The organism is Streptomyces sp. RLB3-17 (assembly GCF_007113425.2).
GTDB classification, from domain to species: domain Bacteria; phylum Actinomycetota; class Actinomycetes; order Streptomycetales; family Streptomycetaceae; genus Streptomyces; species Streptomyces mirabilis_D.
Genome location: NZ_CP041610.2, coordinates 4,701,091 through 4,723,354 on the forward strand (window position 1 = coordinate 4,701,091; position 22,264 = coordinate 4,723,354).

The 22,264-nt window shown below is 71.2% G+C and carries 19 protein-coding genes; 2 read left to right on the top strand and 17 right to left on the bottom strand.

Going from position 1 to position 22,264, the window contains the following annotated elements; all coding sequences use genetic code 11:
• Window positions 1–36: 36 nt before the first annotated feature.
• From FNV62_RS21465 to FNV62_RS21510, 10 genes are all read right to left on the bottom strand, one after another.
• Complete coding sequence (locus FNV62_RS21465; protein ID WP_164331724.1) at window positions 37–201, bottom strand: hypothetical protein; 165 nt, start codon at window positions 199–201, stop codon at window positions 37–39.
• On the bottom strand, window positions 198–2,504 hold the full coding sequence (locus FNV62_RS21470) for a xanthine dehydrogenase family protein molybdopterin-binding subunit (protein ID WP_097284923.1): 2,307 nt from the start codon (window positions 2,502–2,504) through the stop codon (window positions 198–200). The genes FNV62_RS21465 and FNV62_RS21470 overlap by 4 nt, the downstream gene beginning before the upstream one ends.
• Window positions 2,501–4,096, bottom strand: coding sequence for a (2Fe-2S)-binding protein (locus tag FNV62_RS21475; RefSeq protein ID WP_144315539.1), 1,596 nt, complete (start codon window positions 4,094–4,096; stop codon window positions 2,501–2,503). Before FNV62_RS21475 ends, FNV62_RS21470 begins: the two co-directional genes overlap by 4 nt.
• Window positions 4,093–4,986 (bottom strand): FAD binding domain-containing protein, encoded by an 894-nt coding sequence (locus FNV62_RS21480; protein WP_054229664.1) that lies wholly within the window; start codon window positions 4,984–4,986, stop codon window positions 4,093–4,095. The genes FNV62_RS21475 and FNV62_RS21480 overlap by 4 nt, the downstream gene beginning before the upstream one ends.
• A gap of 280 nt (window positions 4,987–5,266) precedes the next feature.
• Window positions 5,267–6,907 (bottom strand): beta-N-acetylhexosaminidase, encoded by a 1,641-nt coding sequence (locus FNV62_RS21485; RefSeq protein ID WP_225900321.1) that lies wholly within the window; start codon window positions 6,905–6,907, stop codon window positions 5,267–5,269.
• 1 nt (window position 6,908) lies between these two features.
• Window positions 6,909–7,757 carry a carbohydrate ABC transporter permease gene (locus FNV62_RS21490; RefSeq protein ID WP_373559073.1) on the bottom strand — a complete coding sequence of 283 codons (849 nt, stop codon included), beginning with the start codon at window positions 7,755–7,757 and terminating at the stop codon, window positions 6,909–6,911.
• 2 nt (window positions 7,758–7,759) lie between these two features.
• A complete protein-coding gene (locus FNV62_RS21495; RefSeq protein WP_143601810.1) occupies window positions 7,760–8,704 on the bottom strand; it encodes a carbohydrate ABC transporter permease in 945 nt (314 codons plus the stop codon).
• 4 nt (window positions 8,705–8,708) lie between these two features.
• On the bottom strand, window positions 8,709–10,004 hold the full coding sequence (locus FNV62_RS21500) for an extracellular solute-binding protein (RefSeq protein ID WP_144316509.1): 1,296 nt from the start codon (window positions 10,002–10,004) through the stop codon (window positions 8,709–8,711).
• Window positions 10,005–10,281: 277 nt separating this feature from the next.
• Window positions 10,282–10,578 (bottom strand): DUF3039 domain-containing protein, encoded by a 297-nt coding sequence (locus tag FNV62_RS21505; protein WP_075029065.1) that lies wholly within the window; start codon window positions 10,576–10,578, stop codon window positions 10,282–10,284.
• Window positions 10,579–10,608: 30 nt separating this feature from the next.
• Window positions 10,609–11,184: a YqgE/AlgH family protein gene (locus FNV62_RS21510; protein WP_054229660.1), complete on the bottom strand. Its 576-nt coding sequence runs from the start codon at window positions 11,182–11,184 to the stop codon at window positions 10,609–10,611.
• 280 nt (window positions 11,185–11,464) lie between these two features.
• Between FNV62_RS21510 and murA the strand changes: the two genes are divergently transcribed.
• Window positions 11,465–12,811 carry a UDP-N-acetylglucosamine 1-carboxyvinyltransferase gene (gene murA / locus FNV62_RS21515; protein ID WP_054229659.1) on the top strand — a complete coding sequence of 449 codons (1,347 nt, stop codon included), beginning with the start codon at window positions 11,465–11,467 and terminating at the stop codon, window positions 12,809–12,811.
• Between the two features lie 267 nt (window positions 12,812–13,078).
• On the opposite strand, the gene FNV62_RS21520 is transcribed toward murA, so the two are convergent.
• From FNV62_RS21520 to FNV62_RS21545, 6 genes are all read right to left on the bottom strand, one after another.
• Window positions 13,079–13,360 carry an HU family DNA-binding protein gene (locus FNV62_RS21520; protein ID WP_007382399.1) on the bottom strand — a complete coding sequence of 94 codons (282 nt, stop codon included), beginning with the start codon at window positions 13,358–13,360 and terminating at the stop codon, window positions 13,079–13,081.
• Window positions 13,361–13,801: 441 nt separating this feature from the next.
• Window positions 13,802–15,223, bottom strand: coding sequence for an NAD-dependent malic enzyme (locus FNV62_RS21525; protein WP_075029064.1), 1,422 nt, complete (start codon window positions 15,221–15,223; stop codon window positions 13,802–13,804).
• Between the two features lie 424 nt (window positions 15,224–15,647).
• Window positions 15,648–18,074: a HelD family protein gene (locus FNV62_RS21530; RefSeq protein WP_144315540.1), complete on the bottom strand. Its 2,427-nt coding sequence runs from the start codon at window positions 18,072–18,074 to the stop codon at window positions 15,648–15,650.
• Window positions 18,075–18,157: 83 nt separating this feature from the next.
• Window positions 18,158–18,946, bottom strand: a complete 789-nt coding sequence (locus tag FNV62_RS21535) for an anti-sigma factor family protein (protein WP_205523158.1) — start codon at window positions 18,944–18,946, stop codon at window positions 18,158–18,160.
• 38 nt (window positions 18,947–18,984) lie between these two features.
• A complete protein-coding gene (locus tag FNV62_RS21540) occupies window positions 18,985–19,521 on the bottom strand; it encodes a sigma-70 family RNA polymerase sigma factor (protein WP_054229655.1) in 537 nt (178 codons plus the stop codon).
• A 293-nt stretch (window positions 19,522–19,814) separates the two neighbouring features.
• On the bottom strand, window positions 19,815–20,402 hold the full coding sequence (locus FNV62_RS21545) for a CGNR zinc finger domain-containing protein (protein WP_097284929.1): 588 nt from the start codon (window positions 20,400–20,402) through the stop codon (window positions 19,815–19,817).
• Window positions 20,403–20,581: 179 nt separating this feature from the next.
• On the opposite strand from FNV62_RS21545, the gene FNV62_RS21550 reads away from it, so the two are divergent.
• On the top strand, window positions 20,582–21,139 hold the full coding sequence (locus FNV62_RS21550) for a DUF1772 domain-containing protein (protein WP_097284930.1): 558 nt from the start codon (window positions 20,582–20,584) through the stop codon (window positions 21,137–21,139).
• Here the strand turns inward: FNV62_RS21550 and FNV62_RS21555 are convergent.
• Window positions 21,088–22,248 carry a uroporphyrinogen-III synthase gene (locus tag FNV62_RS21555; RefSeq protein WP_097284931.1) on the bottom strand — a complete coding sequence of 387 codons (1,161 nt, stop codon included), beginning with the start codon at window positions 22,246–22,248 and terminating at the stop codon, window positions 21,088–21,090. The genes FNV62_RS21550 and FNV62_RS21555 overlap by 52 nt on opposite strands.
• Window positions 22,249–22,264 lie beyond the last annotated feature (16 nt).

A 22,264-nucleotide genomic window follows, 5' to 3' on the forward strand; every position in this document is an offset into this window, starting at 1 on the left:
GCCGACACCAACGATCAGCCGCGGCCGCCGCCCGGCTCAGGTGAGGTACAGGCCGCCCAGGACCACCACCACGGCCGCCACGACGAACAGCAGGACCCACAGCGCCAGCTTTCCGACGCTCGGCGGGGGCTCGTAGCGCGGCTGCTCGGGCAGGTGGGTCGTCGGCTCGGGGTCGTGGGTCGTCGGCTCGGGGGTACTCATGGCGTGGTCACCACGGCGGCCTGCGGACGGATCGGGAGGCGGTTCACGGGGCGGCCCGTCGCCGCCCGTACGGCGGACGCGACCGCCGCCGGGGACGTGACGACCGGCACCGCGCTGGCCGCCTTCGCGCCGAAGGGGGCGACGACGTCGCGCTCCTCGACGAGCTTGACGATGCGGATGTCGGGGGCGTCCAGGGAGGTCGGGAGGGCGTAACCGGTGAGGTCGGGGTGACGGACCAGACCGCGGGCGGTGCGGAGGTTCTCCGTGAGCGCGGCACCGACGCCCTGGGTGACGCCCGCCTCGATGCGGGCCGTGAGCTGGGCGGGGTTGAGGATCCGGCCGACGTCCTGGGCGAGCGCCAGCTCCACCACCCGTACCGAGCCCAGTTCGATGTCCACGTCCACCACCGCGCGGATCGCGCAGAAGGCCAGGCCCACGAAGGCGTCGCCCTGGCCCGCCTCGTCCAGCGGCTCGGTCGGGTGCGGGCGGCACTGCGCGGTGGCCCACAGCTCCTTGCCGTCCATCGCCTCCGTGACAGTGGTCGAGAGCACGCCGTCGTACGAGGTGATCTTGCCGTCGGTGATCTGGAGGAGCTCCGTGGACATGCCGAACTTGTGCGCCAGGGGCTGCAGGAGCTGCGTACGGACCATCTTCGCGGCGCGTTCGACCGCTCCGCCCGACACCCAGGTGTGGCGGCCCCGGCAGCTGGGGCCCGCGGGCGGCTGGTCGGTGTCGACCGGTGCCACGTGCACCTCGTCGATGCCGAGGGTCTCCTGGACGATCTGGCGGGCCAGGGTGGTGAAGCCCTGGCCGGTCTCGACGGCCGCGCACAGCACCGTGGCGACGCCGTCGTGGACCTTGACCGTGGCCGTGGAGACCTCGTCCGCGCCCTCGGCGCCGAGCATGTGGACCATGCCGAGGCCGTAGCCGACCCCGCGGCGTACGGCGCCGGGCTCGCCCGCGCCCTCGGGGCCGCCCGGGAGCAGCCACTCGTCCTCGGGGGTGTCCTTGGGGAGCGCGGGCAGGGGGTAGTCGCGTACGGCCTGGAGCAGTTCGGCGACCGGGGCCGGGCAGGTCACCGTCTGGCCCGTCGGCAGCACGTCCCCGGTGGCCATCGCGTTCTGCAGGCGCAGTTCGGCGGGGTCGAGGGCGAGCTTCTTGGCGAGCTTGTCCATCTGCGCCTCGTAGGCGGCGCAGACCTGCATGGCGCCCTCGCCGCGCACATGGCCGGAGGGCGGGTTGTTGGTGCGCACGGCCCAGCCCTCGATGAAGGCGTTCGGGACGACGTAGGGGCCGCAGGCGAAGGAGACCGCGGCGGCCAGCGACTCGGCGGACGTGTCGGCGTAGGCGCCCGCGTCGAGCAGGATCTGCGCCTCGACCTTCACCAACCTGCCGTCGGCGTCGGCGTGGTGGCGGTAGCGCAGGAGGGTGGGGTGCCGGTGGGCGTGGCCGAGGAAGGACTCCTCGCGGGTCGCGGTGATCTTCACCGGGCAGCCGGTCCGCAGGGCCAGCAGGCCGAGCGGGAGCTGGAAGCCCTGGTCCTCGCGGTCGGCGGTGGCGCCGGGCACTCCGGTGACGACGACCTTCACGCGCTCGGGCTCCAGGCCGTAGCAGGCGGCGGCGGTGTCGCGGTCGGTGTGCGGGTCGGTGGAGGCGACGTAGAGCTCGACGCCGCCGTCCGGGCGGGGCACGGCGAGTCCGGCCTCGGCGCCGATCGGGGCCGGGTCCTGGCGGCCGATGCGGTACAGGCCCTCGACGACGACCTCGCCGACCGCGTCCGGGTCGCCGTGGCGCAGCGGGATGTGCCGGATCAGGTTGCCGTCGGGGTGCAGGGGTTCGGCCTCGAACGCCTGCTCGGGGTCGGTCACCGGGTCGAGTACTTCGTACTCGACGATGACGGCCGCGGCGGCCATCCGCGCGGTGTCCGGGTGATCGGCGGCGACGGCCGCGATGGGTTCGCCGTGGTGGCGTACGACCTCGGAGGCGAACACCGGGCGGTCCGCGCGGCCGCGGCCGTGCAGGGCGGAGCCGGGCACGTCCTCGTGGGTGATGACCGCCCGTACGCCGGGCATCTCGCGCGCGTGGCTGGTGTCGATGGACACGATGCGCGCGTGCGGGTGCGGCGAGCGCAGCACGGCCGCCCACAGCAGGCCCTCGGCCCACAGGTCGGCCGCGTACGGGAAGGTGCCCTCCGTCTTGGCGCGGGCCTCCGCGGCGGGCAGCGACACGCCGAGCCCGTGCGGCAGCGGCTCGGGGCCGGTGTCGGGTGCCGCGGGAGTCGCGGTCGCGGTCTCGTTGCTCACGCCTGGCCTCCGTCCTGACCGTACGGCTGCTCATGCGGCGCCTGGGAGTCGTACGGAGAAGGGTCCTCGAACGCCGAGGGGTTGACGCCGCCCGCGCCGGGCCCCGCCTGGTGCGGGATGCGCGGCTCGCCCGCGTCCGGCGCGGCCTCGGCGGCGGCCGCGCTGTGCGCCTGGCGTTCGGCGACGACCTCGCGTACGGCGTCCAGGACCCCGCGGTAGCCGGAGCAGCGGCACAGGTTGCCGCACAGCGCCTGGCGGGTCTCGAGTTCGGTGGGGGCCGGGTTGCCCTCGAGGAGGTCGTGCACGGTCATGGCCATGCCCGGGACGCAGAAACCGCACTGCACCGCGCCGCACTTGGCCAGGGCGCGCTGCACGTCCGAGGGCTGTCCGTCGGCGGCGAGGCCTTCGACCGTACGCACCTCACTGCTCGCGGCGGTGACGGCGGGCACCAGGCAGGACGCCACGAGCCGCCCGTCCACCTGCACGTTGCAGGCTCCGCACTCGCCCTGCGAGCAGCCGTCCTTGGCGCCCGCGAGGCCGAGGCGCTCGCGCAGGACGTAGAGCAGCGACTCGCCGATCCAGGCGTCGGTCACGGGGCGGTCGGCGCCGTTGACGCGCAGGACGTAGGAGGCCAGGGGGTGTTCGTCGTGCGGGGGCGGCGCGGGGGTGTCCGGGTCGCCCTCCACCGCGGCGGGGGCGTCCGGTGCCGGGGTCTCGGGATGCTCCGAAAGGTACTCCGACGAGTCCTCCGGGACCGCTGCCGGAGCGGTTCGCGTGGCCGGGTCGTGGTCCGGTCCGGCCCCGTCCGGGGTCCCGTATGCATCGGCCGTCGCGGGCGTGGGCCCGGCGACCGGCTCAGGAGCCTCGTGAGCGGCCTGCGCGGCCGTCTGGGCGGCCTCGGCGGCCGATTCCGCACGCATGTGTCGCGCGGGCTCTACGGGGCCCTCAGAGGCCCCCGGGGCCTCGGGGGTCGCCGCGCGCGGTGCGGCGGACCACGGCTCGCCGATCTCCGAGGTCGCCCAGGGCGCCGCCGCGCCGCCCGGGAGCGTGGCGGGCGGCGTGCCGCCCCACTGCTCGACCAGGGCCGACGTGGTGAACTCGCCCGATTCGTCCGGAAGATCACCCCCGGCGACGGGAATCGACCACTGTCCGGTGACGTCGTGTCCGGGCGCGTCGGCCGGGTGGTGACCGGAGGGGGCGCCCTCCCGGGTGGCCTCCCCGAAGTCCCACTGTCCGGTGGCGCCGGGGTGGTACGAGAACCCGTCGTGCGCGGCCTGCTGATGCCCGGTCTCGTGCCGCACGGCTTCCTGGTGCGCGGCGTTGGGGTCCGGCCACTGGACGGACTCGGCCGGCGTGGCCCAGGTGCCCGTCGCCCCGGGGTCGGCCGCCGGGGGCGCCGTGGTGATCCGGGGGGGCACATAGCCGTGGCCGGGCGCCGCGAGAGGCGTCTCACGTTCCGCCAAAAGGGCGTCGATTCCGCCCTCGGGCAGCTTGACGAAGGCGGTGGCGCCGTCGTCGTAGTCCCCCTGTGGGAGGGGGTCCCACCTGCCGCGGGTCCGCGGAGTGCCCTCTCCGTGCTGGTCGTCGGTCACGACAGTGCCCTCCCCAGTGCTCGTCGGGCCAGCGCGGCGACAGTGCGCCGCAGGTGCAGTACAGCGGGCGGAAGCTGTTGTACGGAGCCGTCCTCGGCCGGGACGGGATCGGGGATGCAGGCCGCGGCGACGTACTCCCCGAAGGCGTTGAGCGCCTCCGGCACGATCGCCCGGTTGTTGTCCCAGTCGATCAGCTGGGCGACCCACGCCTCCGCGTCCAGGGGCCGCAGCGGCATCGGCGCTATGGCACCCACGGCGCACCGCACACCGCGCCGCGCCGGGTCCAGGACGAGCGCCACGGACGCGATGGCGCGCCCGGGTCCGGTGCGTCCGGTCGCTTTCAGGAAGACCTGCGGCGCGTGCAGCAGCGGCACACGCACGTAGCCGATGAGTTCGCCGCCGCGGAGCATCTCCATGCCCGCGAGCAGGTGCGACACCGGGATCTCACGGCGGGCTCCGCCCTGGCCCGCGATGATCAGCGTGGCTTCCAGTGCGGCCAGCACGGGCAGCGCGTCCCCCGTGGGGGCCGCCGAGGCGATGTTGCCGCCCAGGGTGCCCGCGTTGCGGATCTGCGGCGGTCCCGCGGCGCGCGCGGCGGCGGCGAGCGCCGGGATGAGGGCCGCGAAGTCGGGGCGCCCCATGCGGGCGTGGGTGAGGCCGGCGCCGAGCAGCGCGTGGCCGTCCTGGTACTGCCAGCCGCGGATCTCGCTGATCCGGCCGAGGCCGACGAGCGCGGCGGGCCGCAGCTGTCCGGAGTTGACGGCGGCCATGAGGTCGGTGCCGCCGGCCACGGGGACGGCGGCGGGCATGGCGGCCAGCGCCGCCACTGCCTCGTCCAGCGAGGCGGGCAGCGTCACGGCCTGCGCCGCCTGCGGTGCGTGCGTGGTCAAACCGGCTGCCCCTTCCCGCTGCCCCACCTGGTCCCACCTGTGTTGCGCGTACGGTACGTGCTGACAGGGCGGACGTGGCAACTCTGGCACATCTTCCCCGGCCCTCGACGCGGGGGTCCGCTAGGAGGCATTCGCCCCCTCACCAGGGAGATGGTCCGTTTTCCTACGGCATCGCCGGTCAGTACGAATTGCCACTCTTCGGTGCCCCTTGGGTGCCTTTTGCCTTGTGGGGCCACTGCGCCGGGGCGAACGGGCCGGGACACGCCGGTCGGGGGTCACCTCACACGTTTGGGGGCGCCCCCTCGATAGGACGTCCGAGCACACCTGGGCGCCGCTGCCACGGAAGAGGGCCCGCGGGCGGGCGGTAGGCCACGCCCAGGGCGTCGAGTCGCCCGTAGTGGGCGGCCATCCGCCGCTCGAAGTCGGCGAAGTCCCGCTCGGCGGGGGCGGGCAGGGCGCTCCAGGCGACCTCGGCGAAGGCCGCGAGCCGGGGGAAGGTCTGGTAGTCCACACGCGCGGGGTCCTCCATCACCTCGGTCCACACGTTCGCCTGAGTGCCCAGCACATGCCGGGCCTCCGCCTCGGTGAGCTCGGGCGGAACGGGTTCGAAGCGGTAGACGTCCTCCAGGGTGCGGACATATCCGATCGGTACCGGCTCGTCCGGGCCCGCGGCCTGACGGTGGTCCAAGTACACCTGCTGCTCGGGGCACATGACCACGTCGTGGCCGGCGCGGGCGGCCGTGACGCCGCCCTGGTAGCCGCGCCACGAGGACACGGCCGCCCCCTCGGCCAGCCCGCCCTCCAGGATCTCGTCCCAGCCGATCAGCCGACGCCCGCGCGCGGAGAGCCAGTTGTCGAAGTGCCGGACGAACCAGGACTGCAACTCGTCCTCGTCCGCGAGCCCCAGTTCCCTGATGCGCGCCTGCGCGGTGGGCGACCGCTTCCACTGGTCCTTGGCGCACTCGTCGCCGCCGATGTGCACAAACCCCGAGAACGGACCGGCATCCGCCGGGAAGAGCTCCAGGAGTTCCTCGAACACCCCCTCGTAGAAGCGCAGGGTGTTGTCAGTGGGGGCGAGTACGTTTTTGGAGATGCCCCAGGTGTCCCAGACGGTCAGGGAGGTCGTGTCGATGACGTCGGTGTTGCCCAGTTCCGGATACGCGGCGATGGCGGCCTGCGAGTGCCCCGGGATGTCTATCTCGGGGACGACACCGATATGCCGCTCGGCCGCGTACGCGACGATCTCGCGGATGTCGTCCTGCGTGTAGAAGCCCCCGTGCGGCTTCTCCTCCCACAGGGGCGAGGCACGATGGCCGAATTTCGTGCGCGCCCGCCAGGATCCGACCTCCGTCAGCTTCGGATACCGCTTGATCTGGACACGCCAGCCTTGGTCGTCGGTGAGGTGGAAGTGGAAGACATTGAGTTTGTGGGCGGCCATGAGGTCGAGGTGACGCAGGACGCCGTCCTTGGGCATGAAGTGCCGGGAGACGTCCAGCATGAGACCGCGCCAGGGGAATCGAGGGGCGTCCTCGATGATCTGGTGCGCGATTCCGTACGTCCTCCCCGGCCGGACGGGGGCGCGGCGGAAGGCGTCGGGGCCGAGGAGTTGACGCAGCGTCTGCGCACCCCAGAAGACCCCGGCCGCGCCGCCGCCGCGGATCTCGATGCCCCAGTTGACGACGACGCCGAGTTTGTACGCCTCCGGCTCCAGGGTGTCGTCGAGGAGCAGCCGTACGGCGTTGCGGGCGTCCTGCGGCCCTGGTCGCAGCGGCAGGCCGAGAGCGGCGCCGAGCGTGGCGCGCAGCCAGCGCTCCGTGGTGTCCGTGCCGGGAGCGGCCCACAGGGTGGTCTCCGCGTCGAGTTCGACCCCGCAGCGCATGGGGCCCTCTACGGCGCGGGGCGCCGGAATCACATCGTTCACGTCAGTCCTTCACCGCTCCGCCGAGGCCGGAGACCAGGCGTCGCTGTACGAGTACGAAGAAGATGAGCACCGGAATCGTCATCACCGTGGACGCCGCCATCACGCCGCCCCAGTCCGGCTCGTCGGGCTTGTAGAAGACGAGGAGGGCCATCGGCAGGGTGGACTGCGAGGTGTCGCTGATGATGAAGGACTTGGCGAACAGGAAGTCGTTCCAGGCCGAGATGAAGGAAAAGACGCTCGTGGCCACCAGCCCCGGGAAGACGAGCGGGAAAAGGATCTGCCAGAGGAATCGCGTACGGCTCGCCCCGTCGATGTACGCGGCCTCCTCCAGCGCCTCGGGAACCGCCTTCACAAAACCTCTCAGCATCCAGATCGCGAACGGCAGCGAGAAGGCGATGTGCGGCAGGATCAGCGAGCCCAGCGTGTTCAGCTGACCGAAGTCCCGCATCAGGAAGAAGAGGGGGATCGTCAGCGCCTCGACGGGCACCATCTGCGCGACCAGGAACATGATCAACAGGGTGGTCCGGAAACGGAAGCGGAATCGGGTGACCGCCGTCGCCGCGAGAAACGCGATCAGCGCCGAGACGACGACCACGGACCCCGCCACCACAAGGCTGTTGACGAAGTAACGGCCGAATTCCTGCTGCCCGAAGACGCGCCGGAAGGAATCCAGGGAGGGCGAAAGCGTCCACGGCCGGGGCTCGGTGGACTCGATCTCCCCGGCCGGTTTGAAGGCGCCGAGCACCATCCAGTAGAGGGGGAAGGCGACGACCACCGCGATCAGCAGCGCGGACGCCTCGGCGGCGAGCCGCCAGGGGCGCCGGGGACGCCGTACGAAGCCGGGTATCACGCTCACAGTTCCTCCCCCTGCCTGCGCAGCAACCGCAGGTACACCAGCGTGACCGCCAGCAGGATCACCAGCATGACCACGCCGATCGCCGAGCCGAGGCCGTACTGCGAGGAGGCGAAGGCCTTCTGGTAGGCGTACACGTTCAGCACGAGGTTCTGGCCCGCGATGCCGCCGCCGTTCGTCATCACGTAGATCTGCGTGAAGACCTTGAAGTCCCAGATGACCGACTGGATGGTGACGACCACCAGGATCGGGCGGAGCAGCGGTGCGAGCACCGAGCGCCAGATCCGCCACTGCGAGGCGCCGTCCAGGGCGGCCGCCTCCAGCACTTCGGACGGTACGGCGCGGATCCCCGCGTAGACCGTCACCATCACGAACGGGAAGGAGCACCAGACCACTTCGAGCAGGACGAGCGCGAAGGCGCTGTAGCGCCCGTACGTCCAGGAGTGGTCGCCGATTCCGAGGACCCGGTTGACGGGCCCGAAGTCGGGGTCGAACAGGAACAGCCAGACCGTGGACCCGGTGACCGCCGGGGTCGCCCACGCGCCGAGCGCGGCCAGCATCAGCGCGAGCCTCGGCAGGGCCCGTACGCGGGTGAGGAGCACGGCGAGGGCGCAGCCGACGGCCAGGGTGGAGAGCACGCAGGCCGCCGCGAACCCCAGCGTGGCGGTCAGGACCTGCCAGAACTGGTCGTCGGCGAAGAGCGTGGTGTAGTTGCCGAACCCTTCGAAGGCGGTCGGTTCGCCGCCGCTGACCTGTGCCTGGGTGTACTTCAGGAGCGAGATCAGGCCGAGCTGGTAGATGGGGTAGACGAGCAGGGCGCCGAGGACGACCAGGGCGGGGGCGAGGTAGAGCCAGGGGGTCCAGCGGGCGCGCCGGCGGCCGGGGAGGGTGGCCACGGCCTTCGCGACCGTGACCGGTTGGGCGACGGCCTCTTGCGTGGTCATCCGCTCACCCCACGGAGCTGAACGCGTCGTTCATCTTCTTCGCCGCGTCCTTCGAGGCCGCCGCGACGCCCTTCTTGCCGCTGATGACCTCCTGGAACATCGTCGGCAGGACGAGCGAGGCGTCGATCTGGGACCAGGCGGCCGAGGCGGGCACGAACCTGGTGCCCGAGGCGAGGGTCTTCACGAAGGGCGCGACGAACGGCTGCTTCTTCGCGACCGCGTCCCGCACGTCGGTGTACGTGGGCAGGAACCCCATGGCGTCGAAGAGCTCGCTCTGGGTCTTCTTGCTCGCCAGCTGCTCCATCAGGTCGACGGCGAGGGTGCGGTGCGAGGTGCTCTTCAGGACGCCGATGTTGTTGCCGCCCGCGAACGCCGGGGCGACCGAGCCCGGCTTCACGCCGGGCAACGGCACGACCGCGTACTTGCCCTTGATCTTCCCTGCCTCGATCGCGGCGTGGCTGAAGTCGCCGCCGATCGCCATGCCCGCCTTGCCGGAGGAGAACGCGGTGACGGTGTCGTTGCCGGTCATGCCCGCGCACTTGGCGGCGGGACAGTTGTCGGCGCCGAACAGCGAGGTGTAGGCCTTGATGCCCTTCTGGGCGGCCGCGCTGTCGATGGTCGCGGCGTAGGAGCCGCCCTTGCCCTCGGCGATCTCGCCGCCCTGGGACCAGATGAAGGGCATAGCGCCGTACGTGTAGGCGCCGCCGACCACGAGTCCGTAGAGGTCGGGATCGGCCGCGCGGATCTTCTTGGCGGTGGAGATCAACTCGGCCTGGGTCCTGGGGGCTTCGAGGCCGAGGTCCTTGAGGATGTCGGTGCGGTAGTAGAGGGCGCGGACGCCGACGAAGAACGGGGCGCCGTAGATCTTCCCGTCCACCGTCACGGACTGCTTGGCGGTCGGGTCGGTGTCCTTGGCCTCGCTCCAGTCGGCGAACTCCCCGGTGACGTCGGCGAGTCCGCCGTCCTTGACGTAGCCGGCGGTGTCCGTGTTGCCGTACTCGATGACGTCGGGGGCGCTCTTCGGGTCGTTGAAGGCGGCCTTCATGCGCTGGGCGCGGGTCTCCACGGGGATGTACTCGATGGTGACCTTGGTGTCCTTGTGGGCCTTCTTGAAGGTGCTGACGGCCGCGTCGACGACCTTCTCCTTCGGCCCGTTGTTGACCTCCTGGAAGAGCCAGACCCGCAGTGTGCCGGTCTTCTCGTCCTTTCCGGAGGAGGAGTTGTCGGAGGTCTGGGGGGCGCAGGCGGTGGCGACGACAAGGGCGGCGAGGGCGACGGCCGTTCGGGCGGGGAGCTTCACGGGCAGCTTCACAGAGAGCTTCATCGAGCATCCTCCGATGGGGGGCGTTGCAACATACGCAATGGCGGTTTCGCTCTGCACAACACATCGGAGGCTATGGACTACATGAACATGTCCACAAGAGGTCTCAACCACTCTGTGACCACGGGGCGCACCATGTGCAACGCCGCCCGGCGCGAGGATCGCCGGCGCACACGACGCAAAGGCCCTCGGGGCGCGCCGGAACGCGCCCCGAGGGCCTTGTGATCGTCGGGCCGCCGGTCCTCGGCGGGGCCCGTTACTTGTCCTGGCCGCCCTTGCCCTTGTCGCCGCCGGCGCCCATGGACTCGTAGATCTCCTTGCACATGGGACACACGGGGTACTTCTTCGGGTCGCGGCCCGGGACCCACACCTTGCCGCAGAGGGCCACGACGGGCGTGCCGTCGAGGGCGCTCGCCATGATCTTGTCCTTCTGGACATAGTGGGCGAAGCGCTCGTGGTCCCCGTCGCCGTGCGACACCTGCGGCGTCGGCTCTACGAGGGTTCCCGTCCCAGTGCCTCGCTGGGGCTGGGTCTCAGGCTCAAGAGTGCTCATAAAGGCCAAGGGTACTGAAGGTCACGGACATCAGTTGAGTGAAGGGTCGTCCGGATACGTCGCCACCATCGCGAGTTCGTTGCGCTGGCGGCGCAGGACCTCGCGCCAGAGGCGCTCCGGGGACGGGGAGGAGACGTCTCCCGGCTCGGATTCCACCACGTACCAGGCGCCCTCGGTCAGTTCGTCCTCCAGTTGTCCGGGGCCCCAGCCCGCGTACCCGGCGAAGATTCTCAGGGAGCCGAGGGCCGAGGCGAGGAGTTCCGGCGGGGCCTCCAGGTCGACGAGGCCGATCGCGCCGTGCACCCGCCGCCAGCCGAGTGGCGCGCGCTCCCCGGAGGCGACGCCGCCCGGGATCACCGCGACGCCCAGCGCCGAGTCCAGCGACACCGGGCCGCCCTGGAAGACGACGCCGGGTTCCCCGGCCAGGTCGGCCCAGGCCTCCAGGATGTCGCTGACGTCCACCGGGGTCGGCCGGTTGAGGACGACACCGAGCGAGCCCTCCTCGTCGTGGTCGAGGAGCAGCACCACCGCGCGGTCGAAGTTCGGGTCCGCCAGGGCGGGCGTGGCCACGAGCAGCCGCCCTGTGAGCGAGGACACCTCGGTCATGCCAGACATGATCCCGCATCTTCCCCGGGTAGGGGGACCCAATACCCGTACCCGAGTGAATGCAGCTCAGGGCGCAGAGAAGCGTCACCCGCGCACACCGTTGTCGGTGACCCCGTGTGCCCGATTCGGAACGGTTCGTGTTGTGGCAAAGCTATGACGTTGCTGGGTGGTCCTTGGGCTTACTTAAGGGGGGTGGGCGGCGATTACCCTTGCTCTTCGGCTCCCGCCCAACCGGCCTGCCGACGCATACTCCTGCCCAACTCATCGGAACGCGAGATACATGACCGTCAACGGCTCTGACGATGTACTGCTTGTCCACGGCGGAACCCCGCTCGAGGGCGAGATCCGTGTCCGCGGTGCGAAGAACCTCGTGCCGAAGGCCATGGTCGCCGCCCTGCTGGGCAGCGCTCCGAGCCGACTGCGCAATGTCCCCGACATTCGCGACGTGCGCGTCGTGCGCGGGCTGCTGCAGCTGCACGGCGTGACGGTCCGTCCGGGTGAGGAGCCGGGCGAGCTGATCCTCGACCCGTCGCACGTGGAGAGCGCGAACGTCGCCGACATCGATGCCCACGCGGGCTCGTCGCGCATCCCGATCCTCTTCTGCGGCCCGCTGCTGCACCGTCTGGGGCACGCGTTCATCCCGGGTCTGGGCGGCTGTGACATCGGCGGCCGGCCGATCGACTTCCACTTCGAGGTGCTGCGGCAGTTCGGCGCGCGGATCGAGAAGCGGGCGGACGGCCAGTACCTGGAGGCTCCGCAGCGGCTGCGCGGCACGAAGATCCAGCTGCCGTACCCGTCCGTCGGCGCGACCGAGCAGGTACTGCTGACGGCGGTGCTCGCGGAGGGCGTCACCGAGCTGTCCAACGCGGCCGTGGAGCCCGAGATCGAGGACCTCATCTGCGTACTGCAGAAGATGGGCGCGATCATCGCCATGGACACCGACCGGACGATCCGCATCACCGGTGTGGACTCGCTCGGCGGCTACACCCATGCGGCCCTCCCGGACCGCCTGGAGGCCGCCTCCTGGGCTTCCGCGGCGCTGGCGACCGAAGGCAACATCTACGTCCGTGGCGCCCAGCAGCGCTCGATGATGACGTTCCTGAACACCTACCGCAAGGTGGGCGGCGCGTTCGAGATAGACGACGAGGGCATCCGCTTCTGGCACCCGGGCTCGCAGCTCAAGTCCATCGCCCTGGAGACGGACGTCCACCCCGGTTTCCAGACCGACTGGCAGCAGCCGCTGGTGGTCGCCCTGACGCAGGCCACGGGGCTGTCGATCATCCACGAGACGGTGTACGAGTCCCGCCTCGGCTTCACCTCCGCGCTGAACCAGATGGGCGCGCACATCCAGCTCTACCGCGAGTGCCTCGGCGGCTCGGTCTGCCGCTTCGGCCAGCGCAACTTCCTGCACTCGGCAGTCGTTTCGGGCCCGACCAAGCTCCAGGGCGCCGACCTGGTCATCCCCGACCTCCGCGGCGGCTTCTCGTACCTGATCGCCGCCCTCGCGGCCCAGGGCACCTCCCGCGTCCACGGCATCGACCTGATCAACCGCGGCTACGAGAACTTCATGGAGAAGCTCGTGGAACTGGGCGCCAAGGTGGAACTGCCGGGCAAGGCGCTCGGCTGACCTCAGCCTCTCCCCTCCGGCCCGGGCAGCTGCTCCCGGCTGGGGGTCCGGGGGTTATCCCCCGGATAGACACAGCATGGAGAAGCTCGTGGAACTGGGCGCCAAGGTGGAACTGCCGGGCAAGGCACTCGGATAACACGGCCGGCGCGCGGGCAGCACGGCCCGCGCGCGGCGTGCGTACGACGATGGGGCGGCCCCCCGGTCAAGGGGGCCGCCCCATTGGCGTTACTGCGGTTCGTGTGCCGTCCCGTGGCACACGGACGCGGCTTACTTGCCCTTGGCCGCTTCCTTGAGCTTGCTGCCCGCGGAGACCTTCACGCTGTAGCCGGCCGGGATCTGGATCGGGTCGCCGGTCTGCGGGTTGCGCGCGGTGCGAGCGGCACGGTGGGTGCGCTCGAAGGTCAGGAAGCCGGGGATGGTGACCTTCTCGTCGCCCTTGGCGACGATCTCGCCGACGGTCTCGGCGAACGCGGCCAGAACGGCGTCGGCGTCCTTGCGGGTCACCTCGGCACGGTCGGCCAGCGCGGCCACCAGCTCACTGCGGTTCATGTTGTTACTCCCGTGTTCTTCTTGCCGTTGAGGCGTGCCACGCGGCGGAGCCGCATGTTGGATGCGGCGAAGCCGATGCTGCCAGGGCCCTCGGTCGGTCCCCGGACCCGGGTCCGTAGCCAGACCCTCGCGCCCGAAGACGCATCCTGCCCCCACCTGCGGCGGGAAAGCCAATCCGGCACCCCTGGGAGTCACACGAACACCCTTGGGAGTCACACGAAAAGCGCCACTGCCTCAGTGTGGTGACGCTCCGTCCGCTCCCGGCAGCGGACCGCAGGGCCTGGGAGGCCTGAGCCTGGCCGCCACCCTAGAGGGCGGCCGGGGACCCCGCATCCCGCGACGCGCCGACGCGCGGCGGTCGTGGCGATCGTCACAGCAAGTCACACCGCCGGATCCGGGGGCGGCGAGCCCCCGGCGACGCCCGCACCGGCGCCGAGTGCCCTACTCCGCCGCTGTCACACCCGCCGCCTTCGCCGCGGAGCGCACCGCTCCGGCGACCGCGCCCGCGACCTTGTCGTTGAAGACGCTGGGGATGATGTAGTTCGGGTTCAGCTCGTCCTCGGTCACCACGTCCGCGAGCGCGGCCGCGGCGGCGAGCATCATCTCGGTGTTGACCGTGCGGGACTGGGCGTCCAGGAGGCCGCGGAAGACGCCCGGGAAGACCAGCACGTTGTTGATCTGGTTGGGGAAGTCGGAGCGGCCGGTGGCGACAACTGCCGCGGTCTGGCGGGCGATTGCCGGGTCGACCTCGGGGTCGGGGTTCGCGAGCGCGAACACGATGGCACCGTCGGCCATGGCGGCCACGTCGTCGCCGTCGAGCACGTTCGGGGCGGAGACGCCGATGAACACGTCGGCGCCGCGCACGGCCTCCTTCAACGTGCCCGTGAGGCCCTCGGGGTTGGTGTTGTCGGCGATCCAACGCAGTGGCGAATCGGAGGCCGCGTCGACGAGGTCCGCGCGGTCCGCGTGCACGACACCGTGGATGTCGGCGACGACGGCGTTCTTGACGCCCGCGGCGATGAGCAGCTTCAGGATGGCCGTACCGGCCGCGCCCGCGCCGGACATGACGACCCGGATGTCACCGATGGCCTTGCCCGCCACACGCAGGGCGTTCGTGAGGGCGGCGAGGACGACGATCGCGGTGCCGTGCTGGTCGTCGTGGAAGACGGGGATGTCGAGGGCCTCGCGCAGCCGGGCCTCGATCTCGAAGCAGCGCGGCGCGGAGATGTCCTCCAGGTTGATGCCCGCGAAGCCGGGGGCGATGGCCTTGACGATCTCGACGATCGCGTCGGTGTCCTGGGTGTCCAGGCACAGCGGCCAGGCGTCGATGCCGGCGAAGCGCTTGAAGAGGGCCGCCTTGCCCTCCATGACCGGCAGGGCGGCCTTGGGGCCGATGTTCCCGAGGCCGAGCACGGCCGAGCCGTCCGTCACGACCGCAACGGAGTTGCGCTTGATGGTGAGACGGCGGGCGTCCTCGGGGTTCTCGGCGATCGCCATGCACACGCGGGCCACGCCCGGGGTGTAGATCATGGAGAGGTCGTCACGGTTGCGGATCGGGTGCTTCGACTGCATCTCGATCTTGCCGCCGAGGTGCATGAGGAACGTACGGTCGGAGACCTTGCCCAGCGTGACGCCCTCGATGCCGCGCAGCTGCTGGACGATCTCGTCGGCGTGGGCCGTGGAGCTCGCCGCGATGGTGACGTCGATCCGGAGCTTCTCGTGGCCTGAGGCGGTCACGTCGAGGCCGGTCACCGAGCCTCCGTGGGACTCTACGGCCGTGGTGATCTGGGAGACCGCGGTTCCGCTCGCGGGCACCTCCAGTCGGACCGTAATCGAGTAGGAGACGCTGGGCGCCGTTGCCATGGCCGACTTCCTCTGCTTTCACCGTGTACTGCTGGGTCGCGCTGTCTCGCGGGTATGCCGTCCGATCGTCGCACCTACCCCTCAGTACGTGGTAGCCGCCCCGGATTGCGAACGTTTTGTTCGCAGGCAAGGCGGGCGATTCCGGAAGACAACTTCCACCATACGAGAGTACGTGAACCTCAGGGGAAACGGTCGGCCAACGTGAGCCGGACGACGAAAGAGGCTCACGTCGGGTGACGTGAGCCTCTTCTCGTTCAGTGACACCGACCCGCCATGCTCGCCTCGCGGCAAGTGGTCGCTCGTAGCGACGAAGGTTGGGCCCGGGGGCTTGGATCGGGCCGGTGTCACATCCACGGTAACAAACGATCCCCGTAAGGCAATTCCCACCCCGAGAGTTCATTCGGGGCGTCGGCCGCGGCGGGGGTCAGTCCCGAAGCAGATCCGGCACCCCGTTCGCGTCGGCTTCGTCGCGGTCGCCGGAGACGATCGTCAGCTGCTGCGTGGCCCGGGTGAGGGCGACGTACAGCACCCGCAGCCCCGCGGGCGACTCGTCGGCGATCTCCGCCGGCGAGACGACCACCGTCGCGTCGTACTCCAGTCCCTTCGCCTCCAGGCTCCCGAGCGCCACCACCCGTTCGCCGAGCCCGGCGAGCCAGCGGGCGGCCTCCTCGCGCCGGTTCATGGCCACCACGACGCCCACCGTGCCGTCCACCCGGTCCAGCAGCCGCGCGGCCTCGGCGCGCACGGTCTGCGCGAGCGAGTCCCGTGTGCCGGCGCCCGCGTGGTTCGTCGCCACGAAACGCGGCTCCACCCCGGTGGACCGTACGGCTGAGGGGGACTCGGAGCCGGGCATGGCCAGGGCGAGGACCTTGGCGGCCAGCTCGGCGATCTCGGCGGGGTTGCGGTAGTTGACGGTGAGGGCGAAGCGGCGCCTGGGACGGCTTCCCAGGGCCTCGTCACGGGCCTCCGCGGCCTCGTCGGGGTCCGACCACGAGGACTGCGCCGGGTCGCCCACGACGGTCCAGGTGGCCTGCCGACCGCGTCTGCCCACCATCCGCCACTGCATGGGCGTGAGGTCCTGCGCCTCGTCGACGATGACGTGCGCGTACTCGACGCGCTCCTGCGCCAGCCGCTCGGCCCGCTCGCGCTGCGACTCCTCGCGTACGGGCATGAGCTCCTCGAGACCGGTGAGCTGGTCCAGCGGGTCCAGCTCCCGGCGTTTGCGGGGCCGGACGGGCATGCCCAGGATCGCCTGGAGCTCGTCCAGCATCGCCACGTCGTGGACGGACAGCCCGTCCCGCTTCAGCGAGCGCGCGACCCGGCGCACCTCGCCGGGGTTGAGGATCCGCCGCGCCCAGCGGCCGAGGCGCCGCTCGTCGGCCATGGCGGCGAGGACGCCCCGCGGGGTCAGCTCGGGCCACCACGCGTTCACGAAGTCGATGAAGCTGTCCTCGGAGGCGACGTCCTCGTCGAAGGACGACCGCAGCTCGGCGGCCAGCTCCGGGTCCGTGTGCCGCGTACCGGCCCCGGACTTCGCCCACAGGGCGTCCAGCAGCAGCTTGCGGGCGCGCGGGCGCAGCAGGTTCACCGGCGCGGTCCCGCTCAGCGCGTTGTGCTTGATGCGGTCGAGCTCGGCGGCCTCCAGCTCCAGGCGCCGCCCGAAGGCGACGACACGCAGGCGGGTGGGGGTGCCCGCGGGGGCCGACGCGGCCTCCTCGCCGAAGGCGAGCTGCTCCGACCGGTCCCCGGCGGCGGTGGACCGGCCCGGGCTGCCGCCGGGCGTCTCCAGCGCGCCCCTGGCGACCTTCCGCAGCACCTTGAGCATCCTGTACGAGCCCTTGGCGCGGGCGACGGCCGGGGAGTCGTACAGGGTGGCCTCCGCGCCGTCGACGAGGGAGCCGATGGCGCGGATGGCGACCTGGCCCTCCTCGCCGAGGGAGGGCAGCACGCCCTCGGTGTAGGCGACCAGGAGCGGGGTCGGGGAGACGATCAGGATGCCGCCCGCGTACCGGCGGCGGTCCTGGTAGAGGAGGTAGGCCGCCCGGTGCAGGGCCACGGCCGTCTTGCCGGTGCCGGGGCCGCCCTCCACGTAGGTCACCGACGCGGCGGGGGCGCGGATCACCAGGTCCTGTTCGGCCTGGATGGACGCCACGATGTCCCGCATGGTGTGGCTGCGGGCCTGGCCGAGCGCGGCCATCAGGGCGCCGTCGCCGATCACCGGGAGTTCCCGGCCGTCGAGGGTGGCCTTGAGCTCGGGGCGCATCAGGTCGTCCTCGACGCCGAGGACCTTGCGGCCCTTGGAGCGGATGACCCGGCGGCGTACGACGCGGCCCGGGTCGACCGGTGTCGAGCGGTAGAAGGGGGCCGCGGCGGGCGCCCGCCAGTCGATGACCAGCGGCGCGTAGTCCGCGTCCAGCACCCCGATGCGGCCGATGTGGAGCGTCTCGGCGATGGAGGCGTACTGGCCGGTCTCGTCCACCTGTACGACACCCTCGGCCGGTTCGACGGCCGTGTAGGCGCCGTCCGGGCCCTTCTTGCCGTCCTTCCCGAGGAGCAGGTCGATCCGGCCGAAGAGGAAGTCCTCGAACTCGTTGTTCAGGCGATTCAGATGAATCCCCGCGCGGAACACCTGGGCGTCGCGCTCCGCGAGCGCCCCCGGTGTACCGACCTGGCCGCGCTGGGCGGCGTCGTTCATCAGGAACTCCGCCTCGTGGATCTTCTCCTCGAGGCGCCGGTACACCCGGTCCAGATGTTGCTGCTCGACGCTGATCTCACGATCCCGTACGGAATCGTCCTGTGCGGAATCGTGGATCTGGTCGAGCGCGGTTTCCTGCTGAGCCTGAGCGGCCACCGGGCCCCCTTCTGACGTGCTGGGCAGCCGTCAACCGTACGCGAAGGGGACCCCGTGAGGCTACGTGCGCGCCCTGAGATCGCTCACACGTTCACCTCGACGAGCCGCTTCCCGTCGAAGGTCATGACCTCGAAGTGGTCGATCTCGTTCGGGTTGAAGGCCGCGCCGCCGTGGACGTAGAGGGGTTTCTTCGCCTCTTCCGTCTTGGCGTTCTCGATGCCGTAGCCCCAGTTCGGGACGGCCCAGGAGGTCACCGTCTCGCGCTCGCCGTTCTTGCCGACGGCGATCAGGGAGCACTTCAGCGGGCCCTTGACGTTCTTGAGCTGGAGGACGGCGTGGGTGCCCCAGTCCTTCTTCTCGATCGCGACGACCGCGTTGACCTTGGTGCTCGGGTCCGTGGCCGACTTCTTGTCCGTCATGACGTCGAAGGCGGCCTTGGCCGGGCTGGTGGCCATCGCCTTGTCGGGCGACGCGGTGGTGGTGGTGCCGCCGCCGTTGACGGCCATCACCGTCAGCGGGCCGCCGATGATCAGCGCGGCCGCGGCGGCCACGAGGTAGAGGCCGCGTCGGCGCTTGACCGCGCGTCGCTCCGACACCTCGTCGACCAGCCGTTCCGCGAGCCGTGGGCTCGGGCGGGCGGCCAGCGACTCGCCGATGGCCGGGGTGCCCTGCGAGGCGGGCAGATCCGCGAGCGCGGCGAGCATCGGTTCCATCCCGGCCAGCTCGTCGAGCTGCTGGGCGCACCATTCGCAGGTGGCGAGATGGGCCTCGAAGGCTGTCGCCTCGGCATCGTCGAGGATACCGAGGGCGTAGGCGCCGACGGTTTCGTGAATGTTGTCACCGGGGTTCTGCTGTCCCCGTGGTCCCTGCATGGCTCCTGGACCGCCCGTTCCGTAACCCCCGTATGTGTTCATGCCGTCACCCCCCGCTCCTCCAGCGCCAGCTTCATCGACCGCAGGGCGTAGAACACCCGGGAGCGCACGGTGCCGCTGGGTATGCCGAGCGTCTCGGCCGCCTCATTGACCGTACGCCCTTTGAAGTACGTTTCGACCAGAACTTCCCTGTGAGCAGGGGTCAGGTCGTCCAGCGCGTCCGACAGTGTCATCAGCCACAACGCCTTGTCGATCTCGTCCTCCGCGGGGATGACCTCCAGCGGTGACGGGTCCACCTCCTGCGGCCGGGCCTGCCGGCTGCGGTGGCCGTCGATGACGATGCGCCGGGCGACCGTCACCAGCCAGGGTCGTACCGAACCGGTCGCCCGATTGAGCTGACCGGCGTTCTTCCAGGCACGGATGAGTGTTTCCTGCACAACGTCCTCGGCACGCTGCCGATCCCCCGCGACCAGCCGCAGCACGTACGCGAGCAACGGACCCGCGTGTTCCCGGTACAGCGCACGCATCAGCTCCTCGTCGGGTTCGTTCGACGAAGCCGACGCAGACGGATTCATGCGATGTCGGGCCCTTGACCTTCGTTCATCAGCCACGGCGGAATCCTTGCGCACGCCTACCTCCGGTGTCCGGGGGATCCCCCAGTCGGTCGCTCGTCCCGGAGTACGTGTCTGGGCGTGCGCATGTTCAAAGAGGTGGGACATATTTCTTGGAAGAGTTGTGAAGGAAGTTTGTTGATCACTGCAAGCGATCGACACATCACGTACGGGTGAAGCGAAGGCTCCGGATCGAGTCGCCGAGCGCGGGACGCTGTGACGCGTTTCATACAGGGTTCACGCGCGTCGCACCCGGTTCACGCGCGGGCGAGGGCCGCCCGGCGCCGATGCCGGGCCACCCGCTCCCGGTTTCCGCACACCTCGCTGGAACACCACCGTCGGCGCCGCCCCCGGGAGGTGTCGAGGTAGACGATCGGGCAGGTGTCCCCCTCGCACTGTCTGAGGCTCGCGCGCGCCACCGGGTCGGTGAGCAGTTCGAGGGCGTCGCGGGCGATGACGGCGAGCAACCCGGGGCGGCCGGGCGGGGTGTGCAGCCGGCGCCGCAGCGAGCCGTCGTCGGCGCGTACGGCCCAGGGGGCGGGCGGGGCGGCGAGCGCGACGGCGTTGACGCGGGCGAGCGCGATGTCGGCGGGCCGCGCGTCCAGCTCACCGCGGACCAATTGGGCGACATGACCGCGTAGTTCGCGAAAGCCCACGAGCCAGGAGATGTCGGCCGCCGCGAGCGGGGTGCCCGCGGGGACGAGCCCGGAGCGGGTGATCCAGGCACGCAGCCGGTCCACCGAGTCGAGCCGTTCCTCTGGGTGGGTGGTCGCGAGGAGGTCCAGGCAGATCCGCCCGGAGTCGAACCTCAGCTCGTACGAGGCCGTGGCCATGCCCGATGCCATGTGCCTGTCACCGCCTTGGGATTACCGCCGTGAGGGGTCGGTGGGGGTCGTACCCCCTACAGTGCATGGCCGCACCCGCGACCGGAAGACCTGTGCCGGTCAGAGGGGTGGACGTCCGCTTATGAGACCGCGCGCCTCGGCCATGTCCGGCGCCGGACCACGCCGGTTGACTCGACGACATGACAGAGAACAGCACGGGGCGGCGTAGCACCGCCGGAGGTGTCCTGGGTGCGGCCACGGTCGCGATGGGCCTGATCGCCGGGGTCTTCTACATTTTCGCCTGCGACGTCATGCCGTCACTGGCCCGCAGTGGCGACCGCGTCTTCATCGAGGTCATGCAGAACATCAACGACGTGATCCAGAACCCGGTGTTCTTCCTGAGCTTCATGGGCGCGCTCGTCCTCACGGCGGTCTCCGCCTGGCAGTCGCGCAAGTCCCCCCACCGGTGGTGGGTGTTCGCCGCCCTCGCCGCGTACGCGCTGGCCTTCCTGTTCACGGTCGCCGTGAACATCCCGCTCAACAACCGCCTGGCGGACGCCGGAAACCCCGCGACGATCGCCGACCCGGCGGCCGTACGCCGGCGGTTCGAGGACACCTGGGTCGCCTGGAACGTCGTACGGGCCCTGCTGTCGACGCTCGCCCTGGCCTGCCTCACCCGGGCCCTGCTCCTGTACCGCCACCGCACCTACACGTCGGCGTACTTGGAGTCGGCGGCCGGGTCGAGCGCGAGTCGGTAGCCGCGCTTGACGACGGTCTGGATGAGCTTGGGCGCGCCGAGTGCCGTACGCAGCCGGGCCATGGCCGTCTCGACGGCGTGCTCGTCCCGCCCGGCGCCCGGCAGCGCCCGCAGCAGCTCGGCCCGGGCGACCACCCAGCCGGGGCGGCGGGACAGGGCCCGCAGCAGCGACATCCCGGCGGGCGGTACGGGCCGCAGCGCCCCGTCGACCATCACGGCGTGGCCGCGGATCTCGACCCGGTGGCCGGCGATGGGCAACGTGCGGGCCCGGCCGGGGAGTTCCCGGCAGAGCAGCTGGACGAGGGGGCCGAGCCGGAAGCGCTCGGGCTGGACGGTGTCGATGCCGTGCGCCTGCAGAGGGAGCGCCGTGACGGGGCCGACGCAGGCGGGCAGGACGTCGTGATGGAGGGCCGCGAGGAGTTCGGACAGCAGACCGCGGACCTCGGCCCTGGACAGCAGGGAGGCGGCGGCGGGCGCGCTGGTGAAGGTGAGCGCGTCCAGACCGCGGGTGACGGCGGCGTCGAGGAGCCGGTCGACGGGCCCGATGTCCTCCGGCGGCATCCACCGGTAGACGGGGACCCCCACGACCTCGGCTCCGGCGGCCCGCAGCGACTCCACGAACCCGGGCAGCGGCTCGCCGTGCAGCTGTACGGCGATACGGCGGCCCTCGACGCCCTCCTCCAGGAGCCGGTCGAGCACCTCGGCCATGGACTCGGAGGAGGGCGACCACTCCTCGGTCAGCCCCTGGGCCCGTACGGCGCCCTTCACCTTGGGGCCGCGCGCCAGCAGTTCGACCCCGCGCAACCGACCGAGCAGGGCCTCGCCGAGCCCCCACCCGTCGGCGGCCTCGATCCAGCCGCGGAAGCCGATCGCGGTGGTGGCGACCACGATGTCGGGCGCCTGGTCGATCAGCTCCTTGGTGGCGGCGAGGAGTTCGCTGTCGTCGGCGAGCGGCACGATGCGCAGGGCGGGCGCGTGCTGGACGACGGCGCCGCGTCGCTGGAGCAAAGCCCCGAGTTCGTCGGCCCGACGCGCGGCCGTCACACCCACGGTGAACCCCGCGAGGGGGCCGCAGTCCTGCCCGGCCGGTCGCTGCTGTTCGTCGTCCATGGCTCTCGTCTCGCGC